The organism is uncultured Caldilinea sp., from assembly GCF_937128415.1.
Lineage (GTDB): Bacteria > Chloroflexota > Anaerolineae > Caldilineales > Caldilineaceae > Caldilinea.
This window is the reverse complement of record NZ_CAKZMJ010000050.1, coordinates 1-13,217: the sequence shown is the minus strand read 5'-3', so window position 1 is coordinate 13,217 and position 13,217 is coordinate 1. Positions and strand designations below refer to the sequence as shown.

Genomic DNA, 13,217 nt, shown 5'->3' with positions numbered 1-13,217 from the left:
GTCTTCCCGTGGTCGATGTGCCCAATCGTCCCCACGTTCACGTGGGGCTTCGTCCGCTGAAATACTGCCTTGGACATGAATACTATCCTCCTGAATTGTTTCGCTCAGCGTCTCTCCCCAAGTCGGTGATCGCCGAAATGACTGACAAAAAATTTCTGTGAATTGGCGCAATTGCACCGCCGAGAACGCCTACGGCGGTGCAAGACAAAACATTTTCAAGCGAGTGACAGCGTCAATCGCCACAATCTTAATAGTATACTTGAGCCGCCCTGGAGTTCCAAATCAGCGGCTTGACAAAATACAAACAGTTTGCTCTTTTACACCGGCGTCGGCGCAGGGAGACGAACGCATTGGTCGCCGCTTCATCGGCGTCGCCTGAGATCAGGCGACGCCGATGAAGCACGGGGATGGGCGCAAACTCAAGCAAGGTTGCGTCTTTACGCCTGTCCCTTCAACACCTTTTCGGCGATGTTCTGGCTGACGGGCATATACTTCTCAAATTCCATGGTGAAACTGCCGCGTCCGCTGGTCATCGAGCGCAGATCGGTGGCGTAGCCGAACATTTCCGCCAGCGGCACCAGTGCGCGGATCGCCTGGACGTTCCCCGGCCGGGGCTCCATGCCCTCCACCTGCCCCCGACGCGCCGAGAAATCGCCGACCACATCGCCGACATACTCTTCCGGCACGGTGGTCTCCACGCGCATCACCGGCTCCAACAGAATCGGGCCGGCCTTTTGGGCGCCTTCCTTGAACGCGATGCTGCCTGCGATCTTGAAGGCCATCTCGCTGGAGTCCACTTCATGGTAGCTGCCGTCCACCAGCGCAACTTTGACGTCGACCACCGGATACCCCGCCAGCACGCCGCTTTCCATCGCCTCGAGGACGCCTTTGCGAACCGGCTCGATGTATTCCTTCGGCACGACGCCGCCGACGATGCGATCTTCAAAGACGAAGCCTGCACCGGGCGCATTCGGCTCGATCTCCAGCCAGACATGCCCATATTGGCCGCGACCGCCGCTCTGCCGCACGAAACGCCCTTCTGCTTTGACGGCGCGCGTGATGGTCTCTCGATAGGCGACCTGAGGACGGCCGACGTTGCACTGCACGCGAAACTCACGCTTGAGGCGATCGACAATGATGTCGAGATGAAGCTCGCCCATGCCGGCGATCACCGTCTGACCGGTCTGGTCATCGTACTGCACGCGGAAGGTGGGGTCCTCTTCAGCCAGCTTGAGCAAGGCATCGGTGAGCTTGTCTTGATCCGCCTTGGATTTAGGCTCGATGGCGATCTTGACGACCGGCTCGGGGAATTCGATCGACTCCAACAGGATCGGCGCCTTCGGATCGCAGAGGGTCTCGCCGGTGTAAGACTCTTTGGGCCCCACAATGGCGGCGATGTCGCCCGCCGAGATCTCTTTAATGTCTTCCCGCTTGTCGGCGTGCATGCGCACCAGACGCCCGACGCGCTCCCGTTTCTTGCGGCTTGAGTTGTAGACGGTTTCCCCTGCACGCAGGACGCCGGAGTAGACGCGCACGTAGGCAAGTCTGCCGACGAAGGGATCGGTGACGATTTTGAAGACCAGCGCTGCAAACGGCGCATTGGGGTCGGCCTCGCGCACCTCTTCCGCCCCGGTGTCCGGATGAACGCCGCGCACAGGCGGGATGTCCTTCGGGCTGGGCAGGTAGCGGATGATGGCGTCGAGCAGCAGCTGCACCCCCTTGTTGCGCAGCGCCGTGCCGCACAGCACGGGCACAATTTCGCCGTTGATCACCGCTTTGCGCAGAGCCCTGTACAGGTCTGCATTGGTGATCTCCTCACCCTCGAGAAACTTCATGGTCAGCTCATCGTCTGTCTCGGCGATGCGCTCGACCAGATGTTCTCGCGCTTTGGTCGCCTCCTCGACGTACTCGGCGGGAACCTCGGTCACCTCGGGGGAAGCCCCAAGCTCGTCCGTGAAGACGTAAGCCTTCATCTGGATGAGATCGATGACGCCCTTGAAGGAGTCCTCGACGCCCAGCGGCAGCTGAACCGGCAAAGGGTTAGCGCCCAGACGATCGATGATCATCTGCACGGTGCGCTCGAAGTTCGCCCCCACGCGATCCATCTTATTGACAAAACAGATCCTGGGCACATGATAGCGATTCGCCTGCCGCCACACCGTCTCCGACTGCGGCTCAACGCCCGCCACGGCATCGAACACGACGACGCCGCCGTCCAACACGCGCAGGCTGCGCTGCACCTCGGCTGTGAAGTCGATATGCCCCGGCGTGTCGATGATGTTGATCTGACACTCCTCGCCGGTGATGCTATCCTTCCAGGAGGTGGTGATGGCCGCCGCCGTGATCGTGATGCCGCGCTCGCGCTCCTGCACCATCCAGTCCGTCACAGCCGTGCCTTCATGCACTTCGCCCATGCGATGGATGCGTCCAGAATAAAACAGAATCCGCTCCGTTGTCGTTGTTTTACCGGCGTCAATATGGGCAATAATGCCGATATTGCGCATTCGTTCAATTGGATATTCGTTCGCCATAAAAATTACTTCCTCGTTATCCCTGAAACTTGACGCAAAAGGATGCGGCGCCTGAACCTGCTTGCATCCGCTGCGTATGATCCGCTGTATGACGTACTATCGTCAAGGCGAAGGGAAGCGGTTAGCTTGCAGGTGGGCGCCGCATCAACTCAGGAACACCCTGATTTGTGCAGATTGACACCCACGCTCTGACGTGTGTAGACGCCGTCTTTTACGCCAGAGTTTGTCTTAGTAGCGGAAATGTGCGAACGCCTGGTTGGCTTCCGCCATCTTGTGCGTATCCTCGCGCTTTTTGATGGTGGCGCCTTCGTTGCGGGCTGCGTCCATCAGTTCAGCGGCCAAACGCGCCGCCATATCGCGGCCGCTGCGCTTGCGAGCGCTTTCGATCAACCACCGCATCGCCAACGCCTGCCGTCGCGCAGGACCGATCTCCATCGGAATCTGATAGGTTGCACCGCCGACGCGGCGAGGGCGCACTTCCACCAGCGGGGTGGCGTTTTTCAACGCCTCCTCGAAGACCTCGATGCCAGGGCGCTTGGTGCGCTCCTCGATAATCTCAAAGGCGTTGTAGACAATGCTGGCGGCCAGGCTCTTCTTCCCGCGCTCCATCACTTTGTTGATAAATCTAGCCACCACTTCGCTATGATAGCGCGGGTCTGGCGTCACTTGACGCGGTTCAGCACGATTTCTTCGCATGGTTTCACTCTTTTCGCTTCCGCTCCCACCGATTCCTGCCACTCACTTCAGACATCTCGAGATCGTTTGGACGATCCATCAAGATGACGACAAGAATGCAGGCTTCTTTCTATTAAGATACAGCGCAGACGCTCGATACGAGCTCTACACAAAAAGCCCAAAGCGAGAGACTTCTCAGGGTCGTCCGCTACTTCTTCGGTCGCTTCGTGCCGTACTTGCTGCGCCCGCGCTTCCGCTTATCGACGCCCTGGCTGTCCAGCGCGCCGCGCACGATGTGATAACGAACGCCGGGCAAATCCTTCACGCGACCGCCGCGCACCAACACCACGCTATGCTCCTGCAGGTTGTGCCCCTCACCCGGAATGTACGCCGTCACCTCGATGCCGTTGGACAGACGCACGCGCGCCACCTTGCGCAGCGCGGAGTTTGGCTTTTTGGGCGTCGTCGTGCGCACCTGCGTGCACACGCCGCGCTTTTGCGGGTTGCCCATCTTCATGCGCCGCGTGCGGCCGGTCAATGTATTTTGGGTGAAACGCAGCGCCGGCGCTTTTTCCTTTTTCACAACTTCTTTGCGGCCCTTGCGGACTAACTGATTAATGGTCGGCAAATGTCCCTCCACTCTCTGGATTGCAATCCGTCCCACAGACGGGTCTCACCTTGGTCGCCTACGTCATCAGCCGCCAATCGGCTTGTCGTCAACAGATGCAACAATCAATACAATACACCATGAACATAATGCCTTCCAGGCGCTATCTGTGAGCGCCGAAAGACATCCTCTTTTCGTCAACTCAGGGCAGAACTACGCCTTTCGCAGTCAAATCTCTCGAGCAAAATCTTTGACCATAGAAACGCTGCGCAGGCTCGTCAGACCCACGAACAGCAAATATAACACAAGGGAAAAACAACGGTCAAATCATTGGCCGACAAAAACTCAAAACAACTCTATTTCAAGAGACGCATCCGTCAATCTACTTCAGACTCTCTGTTTCCCCAGGGGATCGGCGCCATCGTGAGGCGCTCTCCGTCCAGCGTTCGATACATCTTCAAAAGGTCTGCGGTCAGACAGGAATGCACAGGGATGACGCCCAACAGATCGCCGACCCGAATGCGCTCCGTCAGCGCTGCGAAGGCGGCTTTCTCCGCATGAACGACGCCATGCTCCTGCGATAGGGAGCGCACCCAAACGTCAGGCAACGGGGCGCTCCACCCTCCCTGCTCGATCAAGGCGACTGCGCCGAAGGTGAGACGTCCATCGCGCTGCACCAGGCTTTCTTTCGAGAGATGAACAGCCCCTCCGTACAGGATGATGTCATTGCGCTCCGGGTGGATGGAGACCACCGGACAGGCCACGACCACCGCCACCTCCTCTGGGGTGCATGCGCCGATTTCGACCTGCATCCAATCATAGAAGACGAAATTGCCGGGGCGGATTTCATCCACAGCGTCAAACCGCTCGAGCACGCTGCACGCAGGCGTGTCCCCAACCGAGACCTCAAGATGCTCAAAACCATGACTTTGCAGCCGCCGGCGCGCCGCAGCCAATCGCTGCGCCGTCAGCGTGTACGCATCTACGATCTGCGCTTTCGAGCGGGCGGCGTACGTTCCGCCGTCATGGGTGAGCAGGCCTCGCAGCTTCATGCGCTCACACTCGCCGATCTGTTGCGCCAGCGTCGTTAGTTCGGCGCCATCCCACTGCACGCCGCTGCGCCGATAGCCGGCGTCCACCTCGATCCAGACATCCACCGGAGCGACCAGATGTTCTGCAAGGTAGGCAGCCGTCGTCGCATTCTCCACCAACAGGTGCAGGTGCACGCGTTGCGCCAGCTCGTTGATTTTGTGAATCTCGCGAATGTTGGCGGGAAACGCGATCAGGATGTCCTTCCAACCATGCGCAGCAAAATAACGGGCCATTTCCACCGAGGAGACGGTGATGGCGTCCACGCCCACCTCGCGAAACCACTCGCCGATGGCGGCGGACTGATGCGTCTTGAAATGAGGGCGAAAGCGAACGCCGCTTCTCTGCGCCTTTTGCGCCATGGAAGCGATGTTGCGCCGCGCGCGGGAGACATCCAATAATAACGTTGGCGTATGGATGTCGTTGTAGAAACCAAAGGGAAAAGCCATCAACCATGCTCCTTATTTTAGACCTCAAAATCGATCCGGGATGGCGCAGATAAAAAGCCCGGAGCAAACGATGCGCATTCCGGGCTTTTTGCAAGTGACTATCGCTTCTTCTCTCGTTCGACTCGGCGATTGAACCGGGTTGACGAGGAAAGGATGTCAAGCTCAAGAGCAAAGATTTATTCAGTTGTAGATAAAGACAGATTACATCGCACCGACCTTGATGGTGATGGTGCCTTCTCCGGTCGTCACCTCGCCGGCGACGCCGAAGCCAGCCAAGGCGCTGTTGATGTAGCTGCTCACCAGATCCATCAGCGGGCCGCTGATCATCATGCCGTTGGCGCCGGCTTCAGCCAGATTGACCATGACTCTGCCGCCCTGCACCATGACCTGACCGGCGACGTCGATGTTGCGACCGCCCAGAAGCACGCCGTCCTTCAACGTAATGCGCGCATGAATTCTGTTGCCGGGTTCAAGCCAGACGGTGATGGCTTCCACTGGCTGGTTGGGGCCGGTGTTCTGCTTCAACAGTTCCGTCAGGAAGCTGCTCAGCTGGGACTCGCTCCAGGTGACTTCACCGGTCATCAGCCCCATCAAACCAGCGTTCTGGCCCTCAAGCGCGGCGTCAATGCTGATCGGCACGCTGCGCGCCGGTGCAGGCACATCTCCCATCGTACAGCCTGCGAGCATCGACATGAGCAATACGGCCACCAGCGCGACAACCCAAATCCTCCGGTTAAGCATAGAAACCTCCCTTTGTCTTGGAAATCTGGAAATATGTATTGGACTTTGCACAGCCCTCGTGATGGGAAATCAACAGCATACTAATTATACTGTATTCTTACCATCAACAAAAACTGTTTTCAAACACCTTTGTTCGCCCTAGAGCGCTGTTGTAGGCCCCATAGCGCTATGTCGAATTGCCGCAGGGCTGCCTGGCGAGTCTTTGCTTTGTTCCGATCTGTGCAATTCCAGATTATATCAGTAAGGTGGACGCAGTGCAAGCCAATGAAAACGACGGATAGCCGACGATTTTGCGTCACGCCTTTACAACCGGTGAGGCGGCTGTTGCAATTCTATGTTGACGCCTTGAATATCACGCCTTCACCTCGGTTGATGGGGAGGCTGCGCTCATGCCGGCTTCATAGCCATCCAACACGGCGTAGAGCACCTCGTCCAGAAATTGATTGAGCAGCCGTTCAACTCGAATGTCATCCGAATCCGGAGATTGTTCGTTGCTGGCGCGCACCGCTTCGATCAATTGCCGTCGAAAAAATTGAACTGCGCGGCCGGTCTCCACCAGAGGGATGCCGCTCGAAGCTGCATCGACCCCATATTGTCTTCCCAGCTCGCGCGCAGCCTCCAGCAGTTGATTGCGCTGTTGCGGCTTCATCACATAGGAGATGGCAAGCGAGAAAAGCATGCGCCCTCGCTCCCGTCGCGCCTGATCCACCGCTGTATTGTCCGGGTGATGCCAGCGCTGAACCAATGCATCTGCGCGCTGCAGCTCTGTGCGCACGCGATCGACGGCGATTTCAACCAAATTGTTGCGCGTCGTCGCCGGCATCAATCGGGCGCGCTCGTCCAGAAAGCGTCGCAAATCATTGAGGCTGAAGCGTCGATGTCCGCCAGGCGTGCGAAAGACCGGGATTTCCCCGCGATCGGCCCATCCGCGCAGCGTCGTAAAATGCACCCCAAGGAATTCGCTTGCATCCTTGAGAGTCAGCCATTCCACTTTGCTGCGAGGCGACATCGAAGCCTTGTCTCCAGAACGTCTACGTTGTTCATCTTCCATACCTTCTCGATTGTAAAAACTTGTGAGACGACTGTCAAACATCTTTCAAATATCTGGTTATCTGGTGATTGACAAAATATCCTGGTGGTTGACCAACTCGCCCTGACTCTCGCAGCGTTCGGCATTTCCAGACAGATTTGTCAGGTTCGCTCTTCTCTGACGAAGATCGTCATTCAGGCGTCAAGCCCCCTTCCGACGCTGATAAACGTCTGCCCTGTATACTGAAAGTGCAATACGAATCGTTAAAAAATCGATATAGGGAGGCAACGCCTATGCACACTATTCGGTCTCCGCCCAGGCGTCCGATAAATGACGACGGAGAGCCAAGCTAACGCAGTGTCAGTAGACGATGATCTTCCACATGGCGGATTCCTGCAAAGGGCTATACAGTTCAACCCGCTCAGGAGAATTCATGCCAAACTACCGACTTACGCGCCATGCGCTCAATCAGATGGTGCATCGAGGAGTGAGCTTAGGGGCTTGGCTATGCGCCACACTAGATGGCGAATGGCACGATGACGGGAAGCGCGTGAAAATTGTTGCTCGTAACTGGTATGCATCCAGAAAGCGGGGCAAGGCTTGCGATTTGGTCGTTGTTCTGAACCACCAACAGACTGTGTGCATCACAGTAATCCGTGACCATCGCAGGCGGGCACGGCGTTGGCGTTGTCAGCGCTGAGTCGTCCGAGGTGTTAAGTAGTATGGGCGACAATAGTCGCCCATACTACCACGTTTAAAGAGTTGCGTTGTGGGTAGATGAAAAGCGCCATGCAGAGGGTTGGCCCCAAGCTCGCCGGCGGCGTCGGGCAATGCCCGCTCGGGTCGGTGTATTTCAGCGGATTAAAGCGCACATACGCATAGCGATGATAGTCCAGCGCATTGCCCGGCTCGGGCACGATGCTGTCCGGCGAGAGGAAGCGCCCCAGCGCCGGGTCATACCAGCGGGCGTTGTAGTCGTACAAACCCCGGTCCAGGCCGCCCACGGGGCTGGGCGCACCCACGCCAGCTTCCATGCGCTGGCTCGTGTAGCGATACCCCGTCTGCAGGGCCAGCGTCGCGCTGTTCCGCCAGGTGTGGCGCACGTCGCCGTAGGGCAGGCACAGGTACTGCCACAGGGCCGCGCCGGCCCCGCTAACGACCACGGCCGTAGAGCCTAGGTGGTAGCGAAGCGGGCCGGTGGCTTCAGCTACCGGCTATGTTGCGGAGGCCCCTCTGGGGCTGGCGCCAAGCCCGCAGGGCCTTCCACCCCGTCGCCCAGCCGTTTACGGCCGAACCGCCTGCGAGTTGCCCGGCTCCGGCACGAGAGAGTCGGGCTGGGTGAAGCGACCCCAAACCGATGAGTAAAACGAACACGCAAGAATGCGAATCTTACGAGTGAGATCTATAATAGTCTTTGACGCTCTTTATGAATTCTTCAGTTTGCCACTCATACCACTCATTAAATTTTCGACTTCTCTTAACAAACTCAGGACTTTTGTAAAATGCGATGACTCTCTGTAATGCGTTTTTAAAATCAGCAGGATTATAGAAACGATGATCTGACCAATCTGGTCCTTGATATTTTGATGGGGGAGCATTTTCAATGAAATCTATTATCGTGCTTATAGAATGAGGTCGGTTAAGTTTGTTACTAGGATCTTCGACAGGTAGAATGATACCATTTGCGAACTCAATGCCATCTCGAGGCGAGGTTTCAAATCGAATACCGACTCCCTCCACATTGATCAATATATCACATCCGTATTGATCAGCCTTGCAATCCTTCACAAAGCCGTGAAATTCATCAAATAAGAAACCAAATTCTCTGTCAATCTTCTGAAAAAGCTCTAAACATTCAGGGCATTTGTTATGGATAAAAACTACACTATTCATTGGCTATTCTCCTGGCAGAAGCCATTGTCCTTCTATTTTATATCCTTTTGAGAGCAGATAATTCAATTCTCGCCGTAAATAAGTATTGGCAAATCGAGCTTCCTCAAGTACCTCCTTGATATTTGCTTCGACAAAGAACTTATCCCCTCTGGCAATAGCATCATCGAGAAACTGCCTGTTCACCTCCCACGGGTCAATGCCTGCCTTCATCAGCGCATCCCACACATCGTATCCAGGCGAATTCGGCGTGCTGAAGTAGGTCGCTCCCATCTCGTGAGCTTTCTCGATATAGCTCTTGTAGCCTGGCTCAGCCCGGAAACGACCCAAGACCGTCAGGCCGTTGCGCGGCCCCTGGGCGGATATCTCCGCCAGTTGGCGCACCAAGGCGCGGCCTTCGTCGCTGTGCGTGCCGACTTGGGCCAACCGCTCGACCAACCGGGTGCCTGTGCGAGCGCTGTCGGTCAAGCGCCCGGCGACTTTGGCTGCGCCGAGCAGGTCGTCAGCATGAGCAACCGCCTTGCCGCCCTTCATGGTCACGCCGGCGAAGGCGGGCACGCCGGGCAGAATGGCGGTGGTCACATCCACGGCCAGGGCCAGGCCGTTCTGCCAGGTCAGCCCTTCTTCGCGGATGTCATTGAGCGTGAGCCCGATGCTGAAGATATCCCAGGCGGTCTCCAGCCAATGCCCGCTGGGGTCGGTGTACTTGAGCGGGTTAAACCGCACATACGCATAGCGATGGTAGTCCAGCGCATTGCCCGCCTCCGGAACAATCGCATCCGGCGAGAGGAAGTACCCCAGGCGCCGGGTCATACCAGCGGGCGTTGTAGAAGTACAGCCCCAGCGCCGCCTCCTCCCGCTGGCCCGTGAAGCGAAACTGTATGACCAAAAGCAGACGATTCTTACTTACTCGACGGGAAACCGTTTCTTTTTTCTCGCGTCTTTTTTTCTAAAGACAATTCGTCTCCATTGCTCAGGCACTACCAGTACAAAATTAAGTATCGCCAGACAGTTTACCAGCAAACTCAAAAGCAAAGACAATACGAGGGGTTGAAAATGGAAAGCCCATACATTAACAGGTGTCGTTACTAATATCGCAGCAATGATCAAGTTCTTCTTCGCTCGTTCCCATGGTTCGAAGTCGGTTTTTCCCGTTTGAATTAATAATCTAATACCGAGGCCACACATAATAAACGCTATGAACCACGTAAGGATGATCAACCAAGTCACAGCCTCTAACTCCTCACGGCGTAACCTTGCGAGAATCCCAGAGTAACTGTGCTAAGCTAGCAGCCAAATTGAGCCATGGGTTCTTCGTAGATACCTGAACCGCTGTTGTTAAGCTGGTCATATACATATCTTCACGAGATAAATTGCCATTGAATGCCTGAATTCCAGCCCAAAATACTCCAGCGCCGGTTGCTAGGGTGCTTGCACCTCGTCCAACACCAAAGCAAATTCCGACAGCAGAGCCACACGCTGGCGACGCCACTATGAGACCGGCTCCCGCTACGCCGATCGTATCGATAGTTTGAGCCACACAGTCCTGATGGCGGCAGTCGGTGTAACGCTGGTTGTAGATGCTGGTGAGGGAGCGGTCGCTGAAATACTGGGCATGATGGTAGCCTTCCCAAGACCCCATCTGCGCCATGTGGGCGAAGGTGCGCTCGTCCCACCACGGCGCAGTCGAGGTGTGCGGGGCATTGGCGCCGAAGCGAATCTGCGGCTGTTCGACCACAATCTTACCTTCTTGGGTGGCGAAGCGTCCGCTCACCCAGGCTGTCTGGTTATTGTAAACAACGAAGGTTTCAACGAAGTCGCCATCCTCGGCCATGAGCAAGACGTTGAGCCAGCCCCACAGTCCGGCGTGCGAGCCGCCTTCCTGGAAGTGCGCCTCCACACACGCCCACGTTTCGCAGCCGAAGTGGGTCATCAACGCCTGATCGGAGTAGCGGCCGGTCGGGTCGGTGTATTTCAGCGGATTAAACCGCACATACGCATAGCGATGGTAGTCCAGCGCATTGCCCGCCTCCGGAACAATCGCATCCGGCGAGAGGAAATGCCCCAGCGCCGGGTCATACCAGCGGGCGTTGTAGTAGTACAGCCCCAGCGCCGCCTCCTCCCGCTGGCCCGTGAAGCGATAACTCGTCGGCGTCGTCCCCGACGCAAAGCGGGTGACGCCGAAGGGACGATAGCGCAGATCGCCCGTCCTGGTCGTCCCGCTCACGGTGTAGGCCGTCCCGCCGAGGTGGTCGTTCAGCAGCCAGTAAAGCGTGCCGCCGTCGCGCAGGGCGATGCGCTGGTCTAACTTTAAAATTAAAATTACAGTGCATCAAGAATTTGAGCAAGATTGCACAAAAAGAATAGAAACAGAATTGCTGCAGCTATGAATGTAAATACCAAACCTCGACGGAATTTCCTTACACGGTTCTCTTTGGGAATATGCCCGGCAAATTGCGAAATCCAGTCATCCTCCATCCATTGGTCAATCTTCGGAGCGTTGCGATACCAATAAATACCCCAAATCACAAAAAATGCAGCGCCGATTCCGGCAGCAATTAAGCGAGGCAAAAGCTCTTTCATCTCTTCGCTCATCGGGCGCCTCTTGAACGATAGACCAACTGAGAATAAGTGGCGGTTGCGTGAATCTCCAGTCCCAATCCTGCAGCGCTTTGGCCTACCGCTAATCCGTGCCAGTTGCGTCCGGCTGCATTCTTTCCAACGATCCACTCCGATGACAACCCCGTGATTGCCTTACCAGAACCGCCAAATTGAACTGACCATGCTGCCATGTCGTCGACAGTTGCGCCATGCACTGCTATTCCGGCAATTCCTGCAGCGCTAAAGTTCACCGTCGAAAAGACCGCATATCCACCACCGCCGGCAGTCAAATACCCTGCCATCTCTCCTTGCTGGTCGACAAATAAATCCACCGACGCCTTGCCGCCCAGCGCCACAACGGAGCCGGACGCCCCCAAACTCAATCCACAGACGCCGCCCACCGCCTTGGCGCATACGGACATCGCTTCGCCTAACTCCGTCTCCAGCGTTCGCCGAAAGTCAATTTCGCCCTGCTCGGTGTAGTGCAGCTGCATGGTCGCAGCCTTGCTCAGTAGTTCGGTCAACGCAGCAAGTTTGGGATCGACCTGTGGCTCAAACTCCATGTCAGGCGGTGTGTACGAGATGCGCACGTATTTGCCCGCCAGCGGGTCCCATCGACAATGTTCATAACTGCAAGGATCATTGGGCATGTGCGGCTCATGTCCGGTCGGGTCGTTGAACTTGAGCGGGTTGTTGTTGACGTAGGCGTAGCGGTCGAACATCCTGGCGTCAGCGGGGTCAGGGACAAGGATGTCTGGTTGAATAAACCGCCCCAGCGCCGGGTCATACCAGCGGGCGTTGTAGAAGTACAGCCCCAGCGCCGCCTCCTCCCGCTGGCCGGTGAAGCGATAGAGGGTCGGCGTCGTCCCCGACGCAAAGCGGGTGACGCCGAAGGGGCGATAGCGCAGCTCGCCCGTATTGATTGCGCCCCCCAGCTGCATATGACGTGGCATCCTGTGGATGGTTGGTGGAAAGCCATTGTTAACGTTTTCTTGTTCTTGCCTTCGCCAATCTCGAATATATCCACACAAGTTGTATAGAAACCGAGACATTAGCCAACAGTATGATGAATGATAGGATAAAAGGTAGCTTATCGATCCCGAGTAATAAAACCATCCATATTCCTTGTATGAAGCCAATATTCGCTCCTAGAAATATCAGAAACTTCCTGGAAAAGAAGAATTTGGAGTAGATAACCACAAGGATTACGTGCAGCATAAAGGCAACGCTTGCAGGCAACAAGAAATCTAGTAGGCTCATCGGGCGCTCCTTGGCCCCCACCGTTTTTCGTCGTCAATGATCGGGTCCACCAAGTCGTAAGTGAGACTCGCAACACCTGTGACTTCGCCACCTATCGGAAGAATGCTTGAAATAAAACCAGCCAGATTTACGGCTAGATCAAGATCAGAGGCTTCTCCGGACGCCCATTGATACGAGGTATACCCAAGCGATACGGAGGAAACTGCGAAATCTGCGCCTTTAATGACACCGACAGCAACCAAGCAGCCGCCTTCTGTCGCTACTGCGCAGCCCACCAGCGCAGCGTCGCCGACAGCGGAGAGCAGCAGCGACCCCACGTCAAGCACAAGCGCCGGACAATCCCA

Annotated in this window: 12 protein-coding genes and 1 pseudogene; all 13 read right to left on the bottom strand. The window is 56.4% G+C overall.

Going from position 1 to position 13,217, the window contains the following annotated elements; all coding sequences use genetic code 11:
* Window positions 1-437: 437 nt before the first annotated feature.
* Complete coding sequence (gene fusA, locus Q0367_RS07365) at window positions 438-2,531, bottom strand: elongation factor G (RefSeq protein ID WP_298981375.1); 2,094 nt, start codon at window positions 2,529-2,531, stop codon at window positions 438-440.
* A gap of 228 nt (window positions 2,532-2,759) precedes the next feature.
* Window positions 2,760-3,227, bottom strand: coding sequence for a 30S ribosomal protein S7 (gene rpsG / locus Q0367_RS07360; protein WP_297640213.1), 468 nt, complete (start codon window positions 3,225-3,227; stop codon window positions 2,760-2,762).
* Between the two features lie 187 nt (window positions 3,228-3,414).
* On the bottom strand, window positions 3,415-3,834 hold the full coding sequence (gene rpsL / locus Q0367_RS07355; RefSeq protein ID WP_297640214.1) for a 30S ribosomal protein S12: 420 nt from the start codon (window positions 3,832-3,834) through the stop codon (window positions 3,415-3,417).
* A gap of 356 nt (window positions 3,835-4,190) precedes the next feature.
* Complete coding sequence (locus Q0367_RS07350) at window positions 4,191-5,351, bottom strand: alanine racemase (RefSeq protein WP_297640215.1); 1,161 nt, start codon at window positions 5,349-5,351, stop codon at window positions 4,191-4,193.
* A gap of 201 nt (window positions 5,352-5,552) precedes the next feature.
* Complete coding sequence (locus Q0367_RS07345) at window positions 5,553-6,092, bottom strand: hypothetical protein (protein WP_297640216.1); 540 nt, start codon at window positions 6,090-6,092, stop codon at window positions 5,553-5,555.
* A gap of 352 nt (window positions 6,093-6,444) precedes the next feature.
* Window positions 6,445-7,101 (bottom strand): helix-turn-helix domain-containing protein, encoded by a 657-nt coding sequence (locus Q0367_RS07340; RefSeq protein WP_297640217.1) that lies wholly within the window; start codon window positions 7,099-7,101, stop codon window positions 6,445-6,447.
* 734 nt (window positions 7,102-7,835) lie between these two features.
* Entirely contained in the window at window positions 7,836-8,285 is a 450-nt protein-coding gene (locus tag Q0367_RS07335) for an RHS repeat-associated core domain-containing protein (protein ID WP_298981371.1), read from the bottom strand.
* Window positions 8,286-8,511: 226 nt separating this feature from the next.
* Window positions 8,512-9,015, bottom strand: a complete 504-nt coding sequence (locus Q0367_RS07330) for a hypothetical protein (protein ID WP_298981369.1) — start codon at window positions 9,013-9,015, stop codon at window positions 8,512-8,514.
* A gap of 3 nt (window positions 9,016-9,018) precedes the next feature.
* Window positions 9,019-9,825 (bottom strand): hypothetical protein, encoded by an 807-nt coding sequence (locus Q0367_RS07325; RefSeq protein ID WP_298981368.1) that lies wholly within the window; start codon window positions 9,823-9,825, stop codon window positions 9,019-9,021.
* A 430-nt stretch (window positions 9,826-10,255) separates the two neighbouring features.
* Complete coding sequence (locus Q0367_RS07320; RefSeq protein WP_298981366.1) at window positions 10,256-11,239, bottom strand: RHS repeat-associated core domain-containing protein; 984 nt, start codon at window positions 11,237-11,239, stop codon at window positions 10,256-10,258.
* A 95-nt stretch (window positions 11,240-11,334) separates the two neighbouring features.
* A complete protein-coding gene (locus tag Q0367_RS07315) occupies window positions 11,335-11,607 on the bottom strand; it encodes a hypothetical protein (protein ID WP_298981364.1) in 273 nt (90 codons plus the stop codon).
* Window positions 11,604-12,554, bottom strand: a complete 951-nt coding sequence (locus Q0367_RS07310; protein WP_298981362.1) for an RHS repeat-associated core domain-containing protein — start codon at window positions 12,552-12,554, stop codon at window positions 11,604-11,606. The genes Q0367_RS07315 and Q0367_RS07310 overlap by 4 nt, the downstream gene beginning before the upstream one ends.
* A gap of 315 nt (window positions 12,555-12,869) precedes the next feature.
* Window positions 12,870-13,217, bottom strand: a pseudogene (locus tag Q0367_RS07305) (hypothetical protein); the annotation flags it as partial.